The following is a 20,052-nucleotide window of genomic DNA, read 5'->3' as shown; positions in this document are numbered from 1 at the left end:
TCTTTAAAAGATAGAGCATAGCGGCAGTTGGCGTGATTTTTATCAATCTGATGGTGCAGGGTCAGCAGCTTTGGCGTGCCAGTGACTCAGGGTGATGGTCGCTTGGTAGGGCAAGATAATCACCGATTATCCACGCGGGCTTCCTGGGTCTGCGGTTCAGGCAGCGATCTTTTTTCCTGATGATGGGGAATAGCGGCAATGGCGGCATACAGCAGGCGACCGACTAGAATGATGAAACTGATCAGCAGCACGACTTTGGTCATGCGCCCGGTTGTGGTCTTTCTCATGGTTCATTGAGCCCGTCGGTTTTTCCCATTGGCATTGTTCAAGCACCCTGTTGGGGCTGCCGCTGGAAAATGATGGTGGCGATTACTGTTGTTTGACACATGCCTGCCATGACTAACATTGATTTAAATTGTAAATGGAATTCTAGGCTCTGATGACAAAAGATGTCCATTTATTTCCGTGCGTTTGATCGAGCAATTTAGCTGGGGTTTATGTCCACCACTTTTTAAGTGGTTACTCGAAATGCACGGGATATAGATTTTGTCTGATTTTTTGTTGTGTATTAATAGGTTATTATCGGCCTATGACGTGTCATATGGATTTTTATTAGCCTTTTCTCTATTAATTGATCGTGGTCAAATCTTAAGCTATCGCAGAGAATAGAATTCACAGCCATTCTTGATGCTGGAACCGTATGTCTCAGCTTGCTCCCCGAATGGTTCTGTGGTGGGATCGGATCCTGCTTTCTCTGCGATTTAAAACGCTTAAGCGACGAAGTGAATCACGCCTTAGCGGATACTGTGTCTTGATGGGTATTTTAAAGTTCTGGAATAATTTACGTGACCGTTGGTGGGGGCAGCCTATTGTGCTGAGCCTACTGCTGGTGCCGCTTGCAGGCTGGCTATCGCCGCGCCTGATGCTGCCTGATGGCAAAGTGTATCTGGTTTATCTACCGCTAGTGGTCTGCTTTTCTTTGCTGATGGTTTATGACTGGCGTGCCATGCCTGGCATCGCTTTGGCTATCCTTATCCGCTATTCCAACCGCGCCGGCGGCAGCGAAGTCGACGTGATCATGACGTTGCTGTATGTGGGATGTCTGAGCATTTGCTGGTGGGGCTATCGCTGCCAGTCGCAGCGCCACTGGTGTGTGGGACTCACCGAGTTGAAGCTGGGTAAACACCGGCTTATCTGGCTGGTGCTGATGCCGCCAGTGCTGTTTATTTTTGGTTTACAGCTGGTTATCGGCCTCGATTTGTTGCCGGACGAACTCGGCATGCTTTCCGGAAGCGGTAATCACCTGCATGCACTGATAAACTTTCAGGCCATTCTGATTGGCTGCCTGTCCTCCATGCAACTGTTCTATTTCGTCTTACGGATCATTAAGAACCCCAAGTTTGCTCGCGTACTGCTGGGAAGGATCCGTCGTGAGATGGCGCCATCGGTTAAAAAAAGTGAGCTGCAGCTGTGGGTCGTGGTGCTGCTTGCCTTGGTCGTGGTGCTTGCCTACCACACGGCTGATACCAATGCCATGCAGGTGCCCGACTACAGCCTGACGCTGTTATTGCCAGTAATGCTGTATAGCGCCATGCGCTTTGGCTACCTGTTCAACTGTATTATCTGGGCGGCAACCCTTCTGGTGCTGTTCTTTAACTATCCGGGTTATGTGCAATGGGACAGCCTGCTGCATAACCTGACCATGATCTCGTCAATGATGCTGGCGTTCACCCTCAGTATTTTGCTGACATCTGCGGTGCATACTCGCCAGCGGATGGACCATGCGAAGGCGCAAAGCGCCTCGTTAAAAGATCCGGTCATCGGCTTACCCAACCTGCGTGCATTGAAGCGCGATCTGGCCAAGGTGCCGCGTTCGACGCTGTGTTTCCTGCGGATTTCCGAGCTGGATTTGCTCAGCCGTAACTATGGCATGCAGTTGCGCATCCGGTTCAAACAGAAGCTGGCGAGCAGCCTGCGCACGGTGCTGGAGGAAGGGGAGGACGTCTATCACCTGCCGGGGTACGATCTGGTGCTGCGGCTCAACGGTTCCGACGGTGAGGCCCGGGTGGCCAAAATCCACAGCACGCTGGAGAAGTTTCGTCTGGTGTGGAACGGTCTGCCAATCCATCCACCGCTGGGAATTAGCTACTGTGGAGTCTATTCGGAAGTGGAACACCTGCATCTGTTACTGGGGGAATTGAGCTCGTTGGCGGAAATGTCTCTGACCAGTGGCCGGCCTGAAAACGTGCAGAACGATCATCATGTGGTTCAGGATGAAATCAAGCGCAAGGTCGCCTTGTTACACTGGGTACAACGCTCGCTGGATAATGACGGTTTCATGTTGATGGCTCAACCGATTGTCGGGGTTCGCGGCGATTCTTACCATGAGATCCTGCTGCGTATGCTGGATGATGAAGGGAACGTTATTCCTCCCAACGAATTCCTGCCGGTGGTGCATGAATTCGGGTTGGCTTACCAGTTGGATATGTGGGTACTGCGCCAAACCTTGCAGTTTATGGAGCTCTATCGCGAAGGTATGCCTAGCGCGCGCTTTGCCGTGAATCTGTCACCGTCCTCGCTGTGTCGCCCAAGCCTGTGCCAAGACGTGCGCGATGCCTTGCGGCAATACCAGATTGAGCCTTATCAACTGGTGTTGGAAGTGACGGAGTCTCATCTGGTGCAGGATGTGAAATATGCCAAAAATTCGCTGAAAGAGCTGCGTCAGTTAGGTTGCCGTATTGCCCTGGATGATTTTGGCACCGGCTATGCCACCTACGATCGACTGAAGGAGCTGCATGTCGATATCTTGAAGATCGACGGCAGTTTTGTGCAGGATATGCTGACCAGCAAAGTGGATTACCAGATCATTGCGTCAATCTGCAAGGTGGCGCTGATGAGAAGGTTGTCGATTGTGGCGGAATATGTCGAGTCGCCCGAGCAGCGCGATGCGCTTAAAAGCCTCGGCGTGGATTATATGCAGGGCTACTTTATCGGCAAACCTCAATTGTTGGCGTCTCTAGTGCCGATGGAGGCACAACCGGAAGACGAAGAGTCTGACTGAGAACGTGGCCCCTCACCCTAACCCTCTCCCACAGGGAGAGGGAACCGATCGAGCGTGGTTGAAATTGTAGTGATTCATCTTGGATGAGGGACGATCGAGTACGCTGATTTTTCTGCGCCGTACACCATCCTCGTTCTTCTTACTCCGTATTTACCGAAGCAGCACAGGCCAACCAAGCACTCCGGTCAGCTCCCTCTAGTACAGGGAGAGGGAACCGATCGAGCGTGGTTGAAATTGTAGTGATTCATCTTGGATGAGAGACGATCGAGTACGCTGATTTTTCTGCGCCATGCTCCATCTTTGTTCTTCTTACTCCGTATTTACAGCACTCCGGTCAGCTCCCTCTAGTACAGGGAGAGGGAACCGATCGAGCGTGGTTGAAATTGTAGTGATTCATCTTGGATGAGGGATGATCGAGTACGCTGATTTTTCTGCGCCGTACACCATCCTCGTTCTTCTTACTCCGTATTTACCGAAGCAGCACAGGCCAACCAAGCACTCCGGTCAGCTCCCTCTCCCTGTGGGAGAGGGTTGGGGTGAGGGGTTACGCGGCAGGTTTTGCGTCTGCGTCCTGCTCGCCTTCTTCTTCTATCACCAGTTTCCAGCCAACCACGTCATTCCAGTATTCCTGCTCACGCTCAAAATCGAGCTGTACCAGGTTGTTCTGCGACAGATAGCCCGCCGGGAAGCGCAGCGTCCAGTGATTGTCATCCGTGACCAGGCGCAGGGTTTCCGGCGTGGTAGTGGCCTGACGCTGATTGTTAAGCAGGGTGCTCAGGCGTAACAGCTGGATCAGCGGCAGATAGTACTTCTTCTTGAACAGGTTCAAGCGGGGCAACTCTTCGAGCTTGATCGCTTTACGCTGGAAACGCACCAGCGCCGATAGCAGCAACTGCTGTTCCTGGTTGAAGCCTGGCAGGTTGGTATTTTGCAGAATATAGGCGGAGTGGCGGTGCATGCCGCTGTGGTTGATGCTCAGTCCCACCTCATGCAGCATGGCGGCCCATTTCAGCAGCGCTTCCAACTGTGGCTGCACCAGCTTGGTGTTTTGCGCCATCCACTGAGCGTACAACAGCTCGGTGGTTTCGAGCACGCGCTTGGCCTGCTCGCGGTCAATATTATAGTGATCGGCCAGACTTTTGGCCGTGCGGCTGCGAATATCCTGGTGGCGGAAGCGGCCCTCCATTTCATACAACACGCCTTCGCGCAGGGCACCGTCGGACAGACGCAGATCGCGGATTGCCAGCGCATCAAATACCCCACACAGGATCGCCAGCCCCGGCACAAATACCGATTGGCGATCTTCCGACAGGCCCGGCAGGCTCAGGGCGCTGAAGTTTTTAAACTGCAACACTTGCTCAACCAGTAACTCCAGCCGTTCAAGGGTAATCAAACCGTCTTTTTCACCCATGGCCACCAAAACTTCGTGAGCGGCCTTGATGGTGCCAGATGCCCCCAAGGCATATTGCCAGCCCTGGATGCGGTATTGCCAGGCCAGGGTTTCCAATTTTTGTGCGGCGGCCAGGCGTGCTCGTTTAAAGTTGGTTTTGCTGATCTCCCCTTCAGGGAAGAACATATGGGCAAAGCTCACGCAGCCCATGCGGCGGCTCTCTGCCAGCAGAGGCTCGAAATCCTCCCCGATCACCAGTTCGGTGGACCCCCCGCCGATGTCGATCACCAGCTTACGGCCTTTTTCCGGCTGAGTATGCTCGACCCCCATAAAAATCAGACGGGCCTCTTCCTGCCCGGCGATGATTTCGATCGGATAAGGGATCACTTTTTCCGCCCGCTTGAGGAACACTTCGGCATTCACCGCCTGACGCAGGGTGTGGGTACCCACGATGGTGACGTTATCCGCTGGGAACCCCTGTAATCGCTCGGCGAACAGCGCCAGGCAGGCCAAGCCCCGCTCCATGGCTTCTTCACTGAGCACGTTGTTGCTATCCAATCCATCGGCAAGGTGTACCCGCTGTTTTAAACGGCCTAACACCTGTAATGCGCCGTTAACGACGCGGGCGATCACCATATGGAAACTGTTCGAGCCAAGATCGATGGCAGCGATTTCCTGTGGCTTATTATTGGTTACAGTGCTTTTTAGCGGCATAGTGGCTGGCCTAGTTGTCCGGTTGTTCCAGAGCTTTTAAATACTCATAAATGGCCACCTGTGCACGGACCTTACGGCGATTGCCACGCGGTACATACTGGTTGCTCAGTTCTTTATCGATATAGCGGGCCTTGACCGTATCGCTAAACAGCAGCTCCAGAATGTCCAGAACGCGCTGTTTGAGCGCCGGATCCAGCAGCGATACAGCCACTTCGATACGGTAATCTATGTTACGGGTCATCCAGTCGGCGGAAGAGAGGTAAACCCGTTTGTCACCTTTGTTTTCGAAAACGTATACCCGATCGTGTTCCAGATAACGGTCGACGATGCTGATAACTTGAATATTGTCACTAATTCCCGGCAGGTTGGGGATCAGCGAACACATGCCGCGTACCAACAGACGGATTTTCACGCCGGCGGCGGCAGCGGTATATAACCGATCTACCAGCCCTTTATCCACCAGATTATTTATTTTCAACATAATAGCGGCGTTTTCACCGGCTAATGCGTTGGCAATTTCCCGATCGATCAGATCGTACAGCATGCGGCGGGAGTTCTGCGGCGAAACCATCAGGTTGTCGAAGGAGACCGGCCGGTACGGATTTTCAATAAAATTGAATACCCGGCGTACTTCGTTAGTGATGCGCGAATCGGCGGTCAGCAGCGAGTAGTCGGTGTAGATACGGGCGGTTTTTTCGTTAAAGTTGCCGGTACCAATATGAGCATAGCGCACAATATCGTCGCCTTCACGGCGCGAGATCAGGAATAGTTTGGCGTGAATTTTCAGCCCCGGAGCGGAGAAGATCACGTGCACCCCGGCCTCGGTCAAGCGTTTGGCCCAGTGGATGTTGGCCTCTTCGTCGAAGCGTGCCTGTAGCTCCACCACCACGGTCACTTTCTTGCCGTTATGCGCCGCATGGATCATCGATTCGATAATGCGTGAGTCTTTGGCTACCCGATAGATATTGATTTTTATCGCCAGCACGCTGGGATCGAACGACGCCTGACGCAGCAGCTCCAGTACGTGTTCAAAGGTGTGGTACGGGTAGTACAGCAGCACGTCTTTTTCGCGGATGGCATCGAAGCCGTTGCGGAATTTATCGAACCAGATATGCCGCAGACGCGGTAGCGGGCGGTTGACCAGATTGGCCTTGCCGACGTTCGGGAAACTGATGAAGTCTTTAAAATTGTGGTAACGGCCACCGGCGATCACCGAGTCGTAGTTGGATATCCCCAGCTTGTTACGCAGCAACTCCACCATCTCGTTGGGCATATCGCGCTGATACACAAAGCGTACCGGCTCAGCGGTCAGGCGTTGTTTCAGGCTCGACGACATCAGTTCCAACAGGCTGGATTCCATTTCGGTCACCAGATCGTATTCTGCATCGCGCGTCATTTTCATCGAATAGGCGTTGAGCGCATCATAGTCGAAGAAGCCCTTGAAGATGTCGTCCAGGCAATAGCGCAGGATGTTATCCAGCAGGATCATCGGCTTGCGTCTGCGGGGGGCTTCCGGCGGCAGATTGACGAAGCGGGGCACTTTGTCGGAAGGAATTTCCAGTAACGCATAATCGATGCGCGTACCGCGAATGATCTCCACCGCCAGATAGGTGTAATCGTCCTTCAGGAACTGCACCAGATTGGTGTCGTGATTGATCAGGATCGGCGTGATGTGCTGGCGCAAATGATGCTTGAAGTATTGCCGCAGCCAGATTTGCTGGTTCTCCGACACCTGACGCTCGTTGATCAGGAAGATCTGGTTGCGCGCCATCTCCAGCAGCAGATCGTTGTACAGGCTGTCGAACTCCTGATCGGTCTTCAGCACCTTGGCCTGAATTTTTTTCAGCAAATGACGTGACGCGCCACCTGAACCCTGTTCTTCGCTGATCAAGATGCGCCGTTTCAGATCGGCAAAGCGGACTTTATAGAATTCATCCAGGTTATTGGAGTAAATGCCCAGAAATCGCATGCGCTCAATCAAGGGATTGCTCTTATCTGCGGCTTCCTGCAACACGCGTTCATTAAAGGATAACCAGCTTAATTCTTTATCGATGTAGAGCTTTTCCTGACCCATTGCTACTCCAGTTCAATTTTAGAAAAGGATCGGACTTATCGCCGAATACCGCTCTAGTGTCCTTCTTCATTATTGCGAGAGATTGACAACAATGTCCAACATATCTGAGGAGTTATCCCGCCGTATTGCCCGCCGCAAATTGTTATTCCTCCAGCATGGCTCCCGGCAACTTTGTCATGCAAACGTCACAAAACTGACATAAGATGCCCGGTTATCTTTGGGTGCAAGCCCGACAACGGAACCGACGACAGGCAAATGGCACAGACAACGCTTAACCAACATCCCCGCGATCGCCTGCGTGCGCACGTTGATCGTGGCGTACAAGGAGCCGTGACCGTCAGCGGGCTGCTGGTATTGATGACGCTGATGCTGATCTTTGTCTATCTATTGCTTTCGGTTTTACCGCTGTTCAAACCGGCCTCGCTAGGCACTTCACGCGTATTGCCAATGAGCTACAGCTCCCCGGCGCTGGCTATCGGGATGGACGTACAGCAGCGTATTGGTTATCGCATCGATCGCCAGGGGGAAGGGCATTTTTATCCGTTGCAGGCACCGAACAATACTCCTATACAGCAAACGCTATTGAGCCAGCCAACATTATTGGCTCATGCGGTTGGAGAGCGTGACCTGTTTGCCCTGGCACGGGCGGATGGCCGATTGATAGTTGCCCAGGCCGATTTTGCACCGTCGGGCGGTGGTGAACCGCAGTGGCGTTTTCCGCTGGGGCAGGAGCCTTTGGCGTTTGATCCCCATGGGCAAGCACTGACATTGCTAAGCCTGGCGCAAGTCCGCCGGGGCAACTTCCTGCTGGCGGCGGTAACGGACGATAACCGGCTGCTGTTTGGGCGTTTCAGCCCGACGCTTCAGGGCCAACCCACGGAAATCCCTTTGACCGACGTGCCACAACAACTGTTGCTAACGCCGGATGGCCGCCAGCTCTATCTGTTAACCGGCAACCAACTGGCCCGTTATCAGATTGAAGGGGCACAGCCGCAGCTGCGAGAGACGCGAACCCTGGGTGAACATCCTCCCTACCGTCTGACGGCGTTGCCGGGGGGGAGCGCATTATTGATCCAGGCTGGCGACGGTAGCCTGCGTGAATGGTTTGACGTGGAGAAAAACCAGCGCTATCAGTTAGCACCGATACAGCAATTTGCCCATCAGACTACCACGCAGGAGTTGTTGGTCGCCGAGCCATATCGGCGGGTATTCGCAACTTTGCAGCCGCAGGGCGAGTTCGCCTTGTTTTCCAGTATCCAGTCCAAGCCGTTGCTGAAGGACAAGCTCCCCGTCAACGTACAACAGATGGCGTTTGCCCCACGTGGCGACGGTCTGTTGCTGGAAACTGCCCAGGGTTGGCAGCATTACGCCGTGGATAATCTCTATCCAGACGTCACCTGGCGTTCCCTGTGGCAGCGGCTGTGGTATGAGAACTACCCTGAACCGGCGTATGTGTGGCAATCCACTTCGGGTGAAGATAGCTACCAGGCTAAATTCAGCCTGATGCCGGTGATCTTTGGCACCTTCAAGGCGGCAGCGTACTCCATGTTATTCGCCATCCCGCTGGCGCTGGCCGGGGCGATCTATACCGCCTGCTTTATGTCGGCAGGGTTAAGGCGGGTCGTCAAACCGGCGGTCGAGGTGATGGGCGCGTTACCAACGGTGGTGATTGGGCTGGTGGCCGGTATCTGGCTGGCGCCGATGATTGAGCGTTATCTGCTGGCCGTGTTGGCCTTGCCGTTCCTGTTGGCCGGGGTCGTGCTGTTATGCAGTTGGCTGGTTAACCGATTTACGACGCGGCCTTGGTCACCGGGTTGGGATTTACTGTTGCTGTTACCTGTAGTGGTGCTAACGGTTTGGCTGGCGCTTGCCGTAGGGCCTTGGCTGGAGCTTAAGCTGTTTGGTGAGCCGCTGCATTTCTGGTTGGGCGAGGACTTCGACCAGCGCAATACGTTGGTGGTGGGCGTGGCGATGGGCTTCGCACTGGTGCCGATTATCTTTTCGCTGGCAGAGGATGCGTTGTTCAGCGTGCCTGCCTCGCTTAGCCGGGGGTCATTGGCCCTGGGGGCTACCCAGTGGCAAACCGTGTTGCGCGTAGTGTTGCCTTCCGCCAGCGCCGGTATTTTCTCTGCGCTGATGATCGGTTTTGGCCGCGCGGTGGGGGAAACCATGATCGTGCTGATGGCCACCGGCAACACGCCGCTGATCGACGGCAGCCTGTTCCAGGGCTTACGGGCGATGGCGGCCAATATCGCGATCGAAATGCCAGAGGCCGTCACGGGCAGTAGCCATTATCGGGTGCTGTTCCTGACTGCGCTGGTGCTGTTTATCTTTACCTTTGTGTTTAACACGCTGGCGGAGGCGGTACGCTTACGCTTGCGTAAGCGCTATACGCTGAACCAGGAGACCCCATGAGAAGCTGGGTGAAAAGCGGCTCCCCGTGGATTTGGCTGACGGCGGCATCGGTGGCCATCAGCCTGCTGGCGCTGATCGGCATTTTACTGCTGCTGGCCGGGCAGGGGACGCGTTATTTCTGGCCTAGCCCGGTCTATCAGTTCGAGCTGAATCAGACGGCCGCAGGCCCGGTAACGATCGTGGGGGAACTGTATCAACGGCAGACGATCTCGCGCCAGCAATTGCAAGACGCCGGTGTTGCGTTGCCACCAGGGGAAGCGCAAAGCTTTATCCGCTACCTGATCAAAGTGGGAAACCGGGAAAGCGAAGGGCAGGATTTCCGTACTTTGCTGGCCAGTGACGTCGGTAGAATGACCACCCCACGCGATTTATTAGTGTTGGAGCGTAACAGCAACGGCACCGCGTACGGCTACCTAGCCGGTTTACTGGAGGATGGCCAACCGTTGACCGGTAGCGATCTCAGCCAGGCGTTGCAACAGCGCTTGCCGCAGATTTCGGCGCTGACGCGACAGGCGCGTGATATTCAGTTCCGCGACATGGCGCGGATTAACGAACAGTTTGAACATTTGCGCCTGCATGAAAAGAGCCTGCAGCGTGAGAATAAGCTGGATGCACGTTGGCAAGCCTCTATCCGTGCCGAACGGCAGGAGTTGCAACGCCAATACCGCCAGCTTGCAGGCAAACTGCAAGGGTTGGAACGCGATCGCCAGCGTGATGCCTTGCTGCTGCGCGACATGCACGGGCAGGTTCACACCATTGCCCTGAGCCAGGTGCGCGATGCCTGGTATCCCAATGACATGAGCAACGGGCAGAAGTTGGCGCATTGGACCAAGCAAGTACAAAAATTCCTGACCGACAGCCCACGGGAAGCCAATACCGAAGGGGGCGTGTTCCCGGCGATCTTTGGTACCGTGTTGATGGTGATCCTGATGTCGATCGTGGTGATGCCGTTTGGCGTGATTGCCGCCGTCTATCTGCACGAGTATGCCGGTAATAATCTGCTGACGCGGCTGATCCGCATCTCGGTAGTGAATCTGGCGGGGGTGCCGTCGATCGTCTACGGGGTATTTGGTCTGGGGTTCTTTGTCTATATGGTGGGGGGCTCGCTCGATCGGCTGTTTTACGCCGATTCCTTGCCGAACCCGACGTTCGGCACACCGGGCGTGCTGTGGGCCGCCTTGACCTTGGCATTGCTGACCTTGCCGGTGGTGATTGTTGCCACTGAAGAAGGGTTGTCGCGTATTCCCGTTTCGTTGCGCCAGGGGTCTTTGGCCCTGGGAGCCACCCGGGCGGAAACGCTCTGGCGGATCGTGCTGCCGATGGCGGCACCGGCGATGATGACCGGCCTGATCCTGGCCGTAGCACGAGCAGCGGGGGAAACGGCACCGCTTATGCTGGTTGGCGTGGTGAAATCGGTACCGGTGTTGCCGGTGGACGATATTTTCCCCTATTTGCACCTGGAACGTAAATTCATGCACCTGAGCTTCCAGATTTACGATATGGCGTTTCAGAGCCCTAGCGTAGAAGCGGCGCGGCCACTGGTGTTTGCCACGGCATTCCTGCTGGTGTTAATTGTTGTTGGGTTGAATCTGACGGCAATGGGCATCCGGCATTCGCTAAGGGAGCGGTATAAAGCATGGTCGCAGTAACAAGATTGAATCTTTTGGGGAGCGCCAAATGAGTCTGATAACGCCGGGCAGCCTACCCCGGTTGGATGTCCAGCAGTTGGCCGATGAGCATACCGCGCTGGCGGTCAACGGTCTGGATCTGTTTTATGGTGACAAGCAGGTGCTGCACAATATTTCCCTGCGCATTCCCAAACACCGGGTGACGGCGCTGATCGGCCCTTCTGGCTGCGGCAAGTCGACGCTGTTGCGCTGCTTTAACCGGATGAACGATCTGGTGGATCGCTGCCGGATTGACGGCGAACTGCAGCTTAATGGCGAAACCATTTCCGGCCCGCAGATTGACGTTGCCGCATTGCGGCGGCGCGTGGGCATGGTATTCCAACGGCCCAACCCGTTCCCGAAATCGATCTACGAAAACGTGGTTTACGGCCTGCGCTTACAGGGCGTCCGCGACAGGCGTATTCTGGATGAAGCCGTAGAGCGATCCTTGCGTGCCGCCGCGCTGTGGCACGAGGTGAAAGATCGGCTACGGGAAAATGCGTTCCGCCTGTCCAGCGGCCAACAACAACGGTTGGTGATTGCACGGGCGATCGCGGTTGAACCGGAAGTGTTGCTGCTTGATGAGCCGACCTCTGCGCTGGATCCGATTTCCACCTTAACCATCGAGGAGTTGATTTCGGTGCTGAAACAGCGCTACAGCGTGGTGCTGGTGACTCACAACATGCAGCAGGCCGCGCGGGTTTCCGACTATACGGCGTTTATCCACCAGGGGACGCTGGTGGAATATAACGATACCGACGCGATTTTCACTTCGCCACGCCAACGCCGCACAGAGGATTACATCACTGGCCGCTATGGTTGACGGGCGAGGAGCTTAATTGGCATGCTTGCTCGGCTGCGGGGTCGGTTGTTCCTGCTGTTCAGGTTCAACCTTTTTCAGCGCGGTCACTTTTGCCTGAGAGGGCTGGGCCTGAGGAGGAGTTTTTTGCATCAGCTGCGACTGGCCAATAAACAGGCCGCCTTTCTCGATGGAGATTTCGTCGGCGAAAATATCCCCGCGCATGCTGCCCTTAGGCTGGATTGACAGCGAGTCGGCGAAGCAACGGCCTTCAACCGGGCCATTGATCATGATCTGCTGGGCGCGGATCTCGCCTTTGACATGGCCGCTGGTTTCAATACGCACCATGTGGCTGCAAATGATGTTTCCCTCAACCCGACCTTCGACAATGATATTGCCATCGCCTTCGATCACGCCGGTGAACAGTGCACCATTGGAGATAAAGGTGTCTTTCTTGGCACGGATTGGCTTGATGGCGTCGGCAACTTCAGGCAGGGTGTTTGGCTCAGAGTGAGCAACCGGCTGAGGCACGGGCTGATCGATCAGCTCCTGCGCTTTTTCTTCATTAACGGCTTTATTTTTCTTATTGAATGACAGCATTTGATTCGTCCTTGTTATTTTGTAGATAAACGCCAGCGTTGCCAACAGTGCCAGGACCAAGGCGGCCAGCAGCGCGCGTTTTATGTAGATACCGGTGAAGCTGATCCCTGTCAGCCAGAGAACGATGGACAGCGTCCATAATCCCCATATACACCATAATAAGTTGTAATTACGCATGTTTTTCAGGCCGTTTGAAGTCCATTCGCCGCGAAAGTGCGGGATGCCAGGCGGCAGCCAGCGTGACGGTTCCTGTTAGGCTATCCGTAGTAGCGAGTGATGATACCTAATATTGTCGCCTAATTCACCACTCGCTTGACCAACCAAGGATAATCTGAAGTGGCCACGCAAATTGTTTATTTGTGTGATTATTAAGGCTAAATTGATTTTGTGCATGAATATTGGGCGCGGACACAACCTGTCAAACAACTCAACGACAATACTCTGGCAACCGGCGTAAGATGGCTGGTCACTCACATCTGGAGGTTGTATGTCTTTATCGATTTATGCCCATTCCCCAATGCAGTTTGTCCGTGGTTTGCAGATCCTGTCGGCGTTACTGAAAAAAGGTGAGCAGTTCTTGCAGCAGAAGCAGCAGGCTGAAAGCGTGCTGTTAGAAGCCCGACTGGCGCCAGATATGTTTCCACTGCTGCGGCAGGTACAGATTGCCAGCGATGCTGCCAAAGGCGCAGTGGCCAGATTAGCCGGGCAGGAAGTACCGTCCATGCCGGATAACGAAGCCAGCTTTGCCGAGCTGCACCAGCGTATCGAAAAAACTATCGCCTATGTGCAGGGCTTCCAGGCAGCCGATTTCGCCGAGGCCGATGGCCGCAATATTGAAATAAAAAGCAAAACGCGTGATTTTCACTTCACCGCGCAAGATTTCCTGCTGACTTTCGCCCTCCCCAACTTTTATTTCCACCTGACCACCGCCTACAACATCCTGCGTAATCAGGGTGTGGAAGTGGGGAAATGGGATTATCTGGGCGCGAAGTAATTCTGGATCTTTCGGGGAGAGGAATATCTCCCCGTTTTACTGCTATTTAACCAATGGCCTATCGCCAGGCTGGGCAGTCTTGAACTTCGCCAAATACTGCGGCTGGAAGATGCACATGCGCAGCACGGTGCGGTATGCGCCGCTAACGAAGAATTCGTCAATCAGTTCGCCTTCCACCTCAAAGCCCAGCTTGCTGTAAATATGGATCGCCTTCGGGTTTTCTTTATCGACGATCAAATACAGCTTATACAGGTTAAGTACCGAGAAGCCGTAGTCCATCGCCAGTTTGGCGGCGGTGCTGGCGTAGCCTTTGCCCTGATGCGCCGGATCGATGATGATCTGGAATTCGGCGCGGCGGTGAATATGGTCGATCTCTACCAGTTCAACCAGCCCGACTTTGGCCCCTTCATGCTCGATGATAAAACGCCGTTCGCTCTGGTCGTGAATGTGTTTATCGTACAGATCGGAAAGCTCGACAAAGGCTTCATAGGGTTCTTCGAACCAGTAGCGCATGACGCTGGCGTTGTTATCCATCTGGTGAACAAACGCCAGATCTTCCCGCTCCAGCGGGCGTAGCCTGACGTTGGTGGTACTCGACATACATTCTCCTCGGTATTATTAATCTGGCAAAAGTATAACCTCAGGAGCTGATTGAAGGCGAAAAAAAACGGCACCGTGAAAGGCACCGTTTAGCTTGCGGTTAAATTGCGGGTCAGTCGGCGGCATAGCCTTGTGCTGGCAGGCGTTCACCATCCAGCCAGGCAGCGTTGTCGCGCATTGCCAGCCGCCCTTCGATAAACCAGCCCACCACCAGAGGGTATATGGTGTGTTCCTGGGTTTGCACCCGCTCAATGACCTCATCTTCCTCGTCACCGGGGAAGATCGGCACCTTGGCTTGCAGGATCACCGGGCCACCGTCGAGCTGCTCCGTGACGAAATGTACCGAAGTGCCATGCTCGGCATCGCCGTTGTCGATAGCTTGGCGATGGGTATGCAACCCGGGGTATTTCGGCAGCAGGGAAGGGTGGATATTCAGCATGCGCCCGGCATAGCGCTGCACAAACGCGTTGCTGAGAATGCGCATATAACCGGCCAGCACCACCAGATCGGGTTGGTATTGGTCGATAGCTTGCGCCAGCGCGGCGTCAAAGGCTTCGCGATCGGCAAAGGATTTGGCATCCAGCGCTTGAGCGGCAATGCCAGCTTCTTCGGCACGCTGCAGGCCATAAGCCTGTGCGTTGTTGCTGAGTACCGCCACGATAGTGGCGGCGATCCGGCCCTGTTGGCAGGCGTCGATCAGTGCCTGGAGATTACTCCCCTGGCCGGAGACCAACACCACAATCTTTTTCATCACTGGATGACCACTTGTTGTTCGTCAGAAGAAGCGGTCAGTTTACCAATCTGCCAGGCTTTTTCACCCGCGGCGGTCAATATGGCGATGGCTTTTTCTACCGACTCCTGTGGCAGCGCGATCACCATACCGACACCGCAGTTAAAGGTACGGTACATTTCATGGCGGCTCACGTTGCCCGCCTGCTGCAACCAACTAAACACGGCAGGCCACTGCCAGCTCGATTCGTCGATCACCGCCTGCATCCCTTCTGGCAGCACGCGTGGGATGTTTTCCCAGAAACCGCCACCGGTCAGGTGAGCAATCGCATGTACTTCCACTTTCTCGATCAATTCCAGTACCGATTTGACGTAAATCTTGGTCGGCTCGAGCAGATGATCTGCCAGCGGTTTGCCTGCCAGGTCGGTGGTAGTGGGGTCGGTCTTGCTCACTTCCAGGATCTTGCGCACCAGCGAATAACCGTTGGAGTGCGGGCCTGAAGCGCCCAGTGCGATCAGCGCATCGCCAGACTGCACTTTGCTGCCGTCGATGATTTCGGATTTTTCAACCACGCCCACGCAGAAACCGGCGACGTCATAGTCTTCACCGTGGTACATGCCGGGCATTTCGGCGGTCTCACCACCCACTAACGCACAGCCGGATTGTTTACAGCCTTCGGCAATCCCGGTGATCACGCTGGCGGCGGTATCCACATCCAGCTTGCCGGTGGCGAAGTAATCGAGGAAGAACAGCGGCTCAGCGCCCTGAACCACCAGATCGTTAACGCACATCGCCACCAGATCGATACCGATGGTGTCGTGGCGTTTTAAATCCATTGCCAGACGCAGCTTGGTGCCCACGCCGTCGGTGCCGGAAACCAGTATCGGCTCGCGGTATTTCTGCGGCAACGCGCACAGGGCGCCAAAACCGCCCAGCCCACCCATTACTTCCGGGCGGCGGGTCTGTTTCACTACACCTTTGATGCGGTCTACCAATGCGTTGCCAGCATCGATATCGACACCTGCGTCTTTATAGCTGAGAGAGGTTTTGTCGGTCACTGCGCGATCCCCACGACGGTTTGCGGTTTGAGAACGGTGCTTCCGGCGGTGATGCCGGAACCAGGCGCGGCAATTCTAACAGCGCAAGCAAACGTTTGCGAGAACCATGTGAGCCCGCTCGAACTTTTCGTCTTCTATACTGTTGATCACTCTTTTGTTGATCTCGATCCGGCTATTGATAGTGGCGTCGGGAGCAAAAGGCGGTATAATCCGGCGATTTTTTTGGCCGTCAACCACCTTAATAGGAGAAAAATGATGAAGATCGTTGAGGTGAAACACCCGCTGGTTAAGCACAAGCTTGGTCTGATGCGCGAACACGATATCAGCACCAAACGCTTTCGTGAGCTGGCTTCTGAAGTGGGTAGTTTGCTGACCTATGAAGCGACCGCCGATCTGGTGACAGAGAAAGTTACCATCGAAGGCTGGTGTGGGCCGGTTGAAGTTGAGCAGATTAAAGGGAAAAAAATTACCGTAGTGCCTATCCTGCGTGCCGGTCTGGGCATGATGGAAGGGGTGCTGGAGCACGTACCGAGTGCTCGTATCAGCGTGGTTGGGGTTTATCGTGATGAAGAAACCCTGGAGCCGGTCCCTTATTTCCAGAAACTGGTTTCCAACATTGACGAGCGCATGGCGCTGGTGGTTGACCCAATGCTGGCTACCGGTGGTTCGATGATCGCCACTATCGACCTGCTGAAGAAAGCCGGTTGCAGCAGCATCAAGGTGCTGGTGCTGGTCGCCGCTCCTGAAGGGATCGCCGCGCTGGAGAAAGCGCATCCAGATGTTGAGCTGTATACCGCGTCGATCGATCAATGTCTGAATGACAAAGGGTACATCGTGCCTGGCCTGGGTGATGCAGGCGACAAGATATTTGGTACCAAATAATAAATAAGCCGACCTGAGAGTCGGCTTTTTAATGCCCTTTGGATTGCTAACACTGGCAATCCATTGGGTATTAATCACCAAGCTAACACAACTGATACTAACTCAGAGGAAAAACACCCCATGACCCGTCGCGCCATCGGCGTTAGTGAACGCCCGCCGCTGTTCCAGACCATCCCACTCAGCTTCCAGCATCTGTTTGCCATGTTCGGGGCCACCGTGCTGGTGCCGATCCTGTTCAAGATCAACCCGGCGACGGTGCTGTTGTTCAACGGCGTGGGGACATTGCTGTATCTGTTTATCTGTAAAGGCAAGATACCTGCCTATCTGGGTTCCAGCTTTGCGTTTATTTCACCGGTGTTGCTGCTGTTGCCGCTGGGGTATGAGGTTGCACTGGGCGGTTTTATCATGTGTGGCGTGCTGTTCTGCCTGGTGGCGCTGATCGTCAAGAAGGCCGGAACCGGCTGGCTGGACGTGATGTTCCCGCCTGCGGCGATGGGCGCAATCGTTGCCGTCATCGGTTTGGAGCTGGCGGGCGTGGCGGCCAACATGGCCGGGCTGTTACCGGCGGAAGGTACCTCTGCAGACAGCACGACCATCACTATTTCACTGGTGACGCTGGGTGTTACCGTATTGGGCTCGGTGCTGTTCCGCGGCTTCCTGGCGATTATCCCGATCCTGATCGGGGTGTTGGTAGGCTATGCGCTGTCGTTCTTTATGGGCGTGGTGGATCTGACGCCAATCCGTGACGCGCACTGGTTTGCCTTGCCGACCTTCTACACGCCACGCTTTGAGTGGTTTGCCATCTTTACCATTCTGCCAGCGGCATTGGTGGTGATTGCCGAGCACGTTGGTCACCTGGTAGTCACGGCGAACATCGTTAAAAAAGACCTGCTGCGCGATCCGGGCCTGCACCGTTCCATGTTTGCTAACGGGATTTCTACCGTGATCTCCGGCTTCTTCGGCTCTACGCCTAACACCACCTATGGTGAGAACATCGGTGTCATGGCCATCACCAAGGTTTATAGCACCTGGGTGATCGGCGGCGCGGCTATTCTGGCCATTCTGCTTTCCTGCGTAGGCAAGCTGGCGGCGGCGATCCAGGTGGTACCGGTGCCGGTAATGGGTGGTGTTTCCCTGTTGCTGTATGGTGTAATTGGCGCTTCGGGTATCCGCGTATTGATCGAATCCAAGGTGGATTACAACAAGGCGCAGAACCTGATCCTGACTTCGGTGATCTTGATTATTGGCGTTAGCGGCGCGAAAGTGCATATCGGTGCGGCGGAGCTGAAAGGTATGGCATTGGCGACCATCGTTGGCGTCGGCCTGAGCCTGCTGTTCAAACTGATCAGCCTGTACCGCAAGGAAGAAGAAGTGATCGATGTGCCAGAAGAGCGACTGGATCAAAAATAACCCATAAAGGCCTATTAGCCTGCTGGCCATTGATTATGCCAATATTACTCACCTTAACGGTGAGAATATTGGCTTCATGGACAGGCGATGTATCTCGAGTGCATCTGCAAAAGGTTGTCCGGTTATAACCGATTACAGTACAAGATCGGAATATCGGGATCATAGATAAAATACCCTTGCTTACCTGCCGGGCGTATGGCGTAGCTTGACAAACTGTTTACTTTCGAATAAACATCTGGCACAAGGCGTTTTTCAATATTTTCAGGAATGGTGTCTCGGGCATATTTGTTGATATAAAGGGTTTTAAAAAAATACAACCCATTATCGTCAACTTGGTAGCTGACAATGATATCACGCCTGATATAGTACGTTTTCTCCCCATCATAATAGTTTGCAGTTACTGAAAATTTACCTCTTCCATCATCTTTACTGCTATCGCCTTTTAAGTCTATTGAAATATTATAATTGGCGACTAATCCAGGTTTTGGGACGTCAAATTTCAAATAAAGCTTAGATTCGCAAGAGATACTTTCTGTTTTGTTTTCTGAGTAAAGAAAATAATACGCTATGGCCAGGATGGCACATGTTAGCATTACTAATGAAATGATGGATTTAGTTTTCATAGCCAGACCAATGATATGATTTACAATTACTTCTAGCATCACCATCAATGCGATTATCACATATGAAAATAGATTCCCTTTTAATCTCGGGATTTCCAAAATAATACAAAGACTGGTTCCCTACTTTATCGCACTGTATCTTGTGCTTATCAATTTTTGATTTGATATATAATAAGGTGAATTTTCCATCTTTCTGATAGATATTACAGTGTTGATATTTCCCCATTAATGAGTAATTTATTATTGGCGGGTTTTTAGTGTTGTAAACATAAAGTAATGAAACAATAACGAGGGTGGAGGCTATCACTAAATAATAGGTGCTACTTCTTTTTAATAAGCTGTTTTTTTGGGGGGGGAACGCATTGATTGCTAATGCCGGTTGTTCTTCTACCTGTTGCTGTTGTTTTTGATGATCTTCTTGTTTTACGTACTCGACTTCATCCTGAAATGGCTCAATAGTAAATTCTTGCGGGATATTGAACCCGGAGCGCGGAGTTGTTTTAATAATGTTTTTATCTAATCCCAGTGAGCAAAGGTGTTTTCTCAGGATATAGATATGCTGATATAGGGTATTAGTGCCTACAATGACACCTTTCTGTCCCCAAATATCATCGATAAGCTCATCTGGAGAGACAATTTGATGATCTGCATCAATGAGTTTCTGTAAACATTTAGCCGCAGGGTTAGAAAGCTTTACTTTTACTTCTGGCTCATTAAGGTTGAGAATTTCCCCGTGATCATTATTGTAAACTATCTTTTTATCTATCAAATAGTAACCAACCATCTCAATCCTCTGAGTAATGAATGCCACCCATAAGGATAGGATTATTCCCAGTGCATGTAAAGTCTTATCCGGATTTAATATAATCCGCCGTAAACTCATTGCTCAATGCAGGTGGGGATATAAGATGAAAAGCCCGAGGGTTTTAGGGGAGGTTACTCCGAAGTATTCTGACTGGCTACGTACGTTCTGAGCGTCCTCACCTGCGCTACATCGGTATGTCCCAAAAAACTTTAAATTATCCATCATCACGC

General features: G+C 53.3%; 16 protein-coding genes. 7 read left to right on the top strand and 9 right to left on the bottom strand.

From position 1 onward, the window contains the following. Positions 1-119: 119 nt before the first annotated feature. Positions 120-287 (bottom strand): YfgG family protein, encoded by a 168-nt coding sequence (locus KGP21_RS20800; protein ID WP_065686557.1) that lies wholly within the window; start codon positions 285-287, stop codon positions 120-122. A gap of 527 nt (positions 288-814) precedes the next feature. Here KGP21_RS20800 and KGP21_RS20795 point away from each other — a divergent pair. After that, positions 815-3,061 carry an EAL domain-containing protein gene (locus KGP21_RS20795; RefSeq protein WP_021807131.1) on the top strand — a complete coding sequence of 749 codons (2,247 nt, stop codon included), beginning with the start codon at positions 815-817 and terminating at the stop codon, positions 3,059-3,061. A gap of 544 nt (positions 3,062-3,605) precedes the next feature. Here the strand turns inward: KGP21_RS20795 and ppx are convergent. Together ppx and ppk1 are read right to left on the bottom strand one after the other, a co-directional pair. Beyond that, positions 3,606-5,165 carry an exopolyphosphatase gene (ppx, locus tag KGP21_RS20790; RefSeq protein WP_021807130.1) on the bottom strand — a complete coding sequence of 520 codons (1,560 nt, stop codon included), beginning with the start codon at positions 5,163-5,165 and terminating at the stop codon, positions 3,606-3,608. A gap of 10 nt (positions 5,166-5,175) precedes the next feature. Then, entirely contained in the window at positions 5,176-7,239 is a 2,064-nt protein-coding gene (ppk1, locus tag KGP21_RS20785; RefSeq protein WP_021807129.1) for a polyphosphate kinase 1, read from the bottom strand. Between the two features lie 255 nt (positions 7,240-7,494). Here ppk1 and KGP21_RS20780 point away from each other — a divergent pair, with 255 nt between their 5' ends. Genes KGP21_RS20780 through pstB form a run of 3 tightly spaced genes read left to right on the top strand, consistent with a single transcriptional unit; the run spans position 7,495 to position 12,144 of the window. Beyond that, positions 7,495-9,654, top strand: coding sequence for an ABC transporter permease subunit (locus KGP21_RS20780; protein WP_223536168.1), 2,160 nt, complete (start codon positions 7,495-7,497; stop codon positions 9,652-9,654). Then, positions 9,651-11,303 (top strand): phosphate ABC transporter permease PstA, encoded by a 1,653-nt coding sequence (gene pstA, locus KGP21_RS20775; RefSeq protein ID WP_021807127.1) that lies wholly within the window; start codon positions 9,651-9,653, stop codon positions 11,301-11,303. Before KGP21_RS20780 ends, pstA begins: the two co-directional genes overlap by 4 nt. A gap of 28 nt (positions 11,304-11,331) precedes the next feature. Next, positions 11,332-12,144 (top strand): phosphate ABC transporter ATP-binding protein PstB, encoded by an 813-nt coding sequence (gene pstB / locus KGP21_RS20770; protein ID WP_021178772.1) that lies wholly within the window; start codon positions 11,332-11,334, stop codon positions 12,142-12,144. A 12-nt stretch (positions 12,145-12,156) separates the two neighbouring features. Here pstB and KGP21_RS20765 read toward each other — a convergent pair whose 3' ends face one another. Next, a complete protein-coding gene (locus tag KGP21_RS20765) occupies positions 12,157-12,897 on the bottom strand; it encodes a polymer-forming cytoskeletal protein (RefSeq protein ID WP_223536165.1) in 741 nt (246 codons plus the stop codon). A 310-nt stretch (positions 12,898-13,207) separates the two neighbouring features. Here KGP21_RS20765 and KGP21_RS20760 point away from each other — a divergent pair, with 310 nt between their 5' ends. After that, positions 13,208-13,714 carry a DUF1993 family protein gene (locus KGP21_RS20760; RefSeq protein WP_209554887.1) on the top strand — a complete coding sequence of 169 codons (507 nt, stop codon included), beginning with the start codon at positions 13,208-13,210 and terminating at the stop codon, positions 13,712-13,714. 42 nt (positions 13,715-13,756) lie between these two features. Here the strand turns inward: KGP21_RS20760 and speG are convergent, their stop codons facing one another. From speG to purM, 3 genes are all read right to left on the bottom strand, one after another. Further along, the gene (gene speG / locus KGP21_RS20755) at positions 13,757-14,314 is read right to left on the bottom strand and encodes a spermidine N1-acetyltransferase (RefSeq protein ID WP_037376386.1); all 558 of its coding nucleotides are present in this window, start codon (positions 14,312-14,314) and stop codon (positions 13,757-13,759) included. 112 nt (positions 14,315-14,426) lie between these two features. After that, positions 14,427-15,065: a phosphoribosylglycinamide formyltransferase gene (purN, locus tag KGP21_RS20750; protein ID WP_223536163.1), complete on the bottom strand. Its 639-nt coding sequence runs from the start codon at positions 15,063-15,065 to the stop codon at positions 14,427-14,429. Continuing rightward, positions 15,065-16,102 carry a phosphoribosylformylglycinamidine cyclo-ligase gene (gene purM / locus KGP21_RS20745; RefSeq protein ID WP_021807122.1) on the bottom strand — a complete coding sequence of 346 codons (1,038 nt, stop codon included), beginning with the start codon at positions 16,100-16,102 and terminating at the stop codon, positions 15,065-15,067. The genes purN and purM overlap by 1 nt, the downstream gene beginning before the upstream one ends. 255 nt (positions 16,103-16,357) lie before the next feature. Between purM and upp the strand changes: the two genes are divergently transcribed. Then, positions 16,358-16,984 carry a uracil phosphoribosyltransferase gene (upp, locus tag KGP21_RS20740; protein WP_024484908.1) on the top strand — a complete coding sequence of 209 codons (627 nt, stop codon included), beginning with the start codon at positions 16,358-16,360 and terminating at the stop codon, positions 16,982-16,984. A 120-nt stretch (positions 16,985-17,104) separates the two neighbouring features. Next, a complete protein-coding gene (gene uraA, locus KGP21_RS20735; RefSeq protein WP_021178765.1) occupies positions 17,105-18,394 on the top strand; it encodes a uracil permease in 1,290 nt (429 codons plus the stop codon). Positions 18,395-18,516: 122 nt separating this feature from the next. Here uraA and KGP21_RS20730 read toward each other — a convergent pair whose 3' ends face one another. Together KGP21_RS20730 and KGP21_RS20725 are read right to left on the bottom strand one after the other, a co-directional pair. Continuing rightward, positions 18,517-19,017 carry a hypothetical protein gene (locus KGP21_RS20730; protein ID WP_223536161.1) on the bottom strand — a complete coding sequence of 167 codons (501 nt, stop codon included), beginning with the start codon at positions 19,015-19,017 and terminating at the stop codon, positions 18,517-18,519. Further along, entirely contained in the window at positions 19,007-19,801 is a 795-nt protein-coding gene (locus KGP21_RS20725; protein ID WP_223536159.1) for a winged helix-turn-helix domain-containing protein, read from the bottom strand. The genes KGP21_RS20730 and KGP21_RS20725 overlap by 11 nt, the downstream gene beginning before the upstream one ends. Positions 19,802-20,052 lie beyond the last annotated feature (251 nt).

The sequence above is a fragment of the Serratia sp. JSRIV004 genome (genome assembly GCF_019968705.1).
GTDB lineage: Bacteria > Pseudomonadota > Gammaproteobacteria > Enterobacterales > Enterobacteriaceae > Chania > Chania fonticola_B.
The sequence above is the reverse complement of the archived record's forward strand: the minus strand, read 5'-3'. Positions and strand labels throughout refer to the sequence as shown.

Excerpts from the sequence above, each read along its gene's own strand:
- KGP21_RS20730 (WP_223536161.1), bottom strand. The coding sequence starts at position 19,017 with ATGAAAACTAAATCCATCATTTCATTAGTAATGCTAACATGTGCCATC.
- KGP21_RS20765 (WP_223536165.1), bottom strand. The coding sequence starts at position 12,897 with ATGCGTAATTACAACTTATTATGGTGTATATGGGGATTATGGACGCTG.
- uraA (WP_021178765.1), top strand. The coding sequence starts at position 17,105 with ATGACCCGTCGCGCCATCGGCGTTAGTGAACGCCCGCCGCTGTTCCAG.
- KGP21_RS20795 (WP_021807131.1), top strand. The coding sequence starts at position 815 with ATGGGTATTTTAAAGTTCTGGAATAATTTACGTGACCGTTGGTGGGGG.
- pstB (WP_021178772.1), top strand. The coding sequence starts at position 11,332 with ATGAGTCTGATAACGCCGGGCAGCCTACCCCGGTTGGATGTCCAGCAG.
- purN (WP_223536163.1), bottom strand. The coding sequence starts at position 15,065 with ATGAAAAAGATTGTGGTGTTGGTCTCCGGCCAGGGGAGTAATCTCCAG.
- pstA (WP_021807127.1), top strand. The coding sequence starts at position 9,651 with ATGAGAAGCTGGGTGAAAAGCGGCTCCCCGTGGATTTGGCTGACGGCG.
- ppk1 (WP_021807129.1), bottom strand. The coding sequence starts at position 7,239 with ATGGGTCAGGAAAAGCTCTACATCGATAAAGAATTAAGCTGGTTATCC.
- KGP21_RS20780 (WP_223536168.1), top strand. The coding sequence starts at position 7,495 with ATGGCACAGACAACGCTTAACCAACATCCCCGCGATCGCCTGCGTGCG.
- KGP21_RS20760 (WP_209554887.1), top strand. The coding sequence starts at position 13,208 with ATGTCTTTATCGATTTATGCCCATTCCCCAATGCAGTTTGTCCGTGGT.
- speG (WP_037376386.1), bottom strand. The coding sequence starts at position 14,314 with ATGTCGAGTACCACCAACGTCAGGCTACGCCCGCTGGAGCGGGAAGAT.
- upp (WP_024484908.1), top strand. The coding sequence starts at position 16,358 with ATGAAGATCGTTGAGGTGAAACACCCGCTGGTTAAGCACAAGCTTGGT.
- ppx (WP_021807130.1), bottom strand. The coding sequence starts at position 5,165 with ATGCCGCTAAAAAGCACTGTAACCAATAATAAGCCACAGGAAATCGCT.
- KGP21_RS20800 (WP_065686557.1), bottom strand. The coding sequence starts at position 287 with ATGAGAAAGACCACAACCGGGCGCATGACCAAAGTCGTGCTGCTGATC.
- KGP21_RS20725 (WP_223536159.1), bottom strand. The coding sequence starts at position 19,801 with ATGGTTGGTTACTATTTGATAGATAAAAAGATAGTTTACAATAATGAT.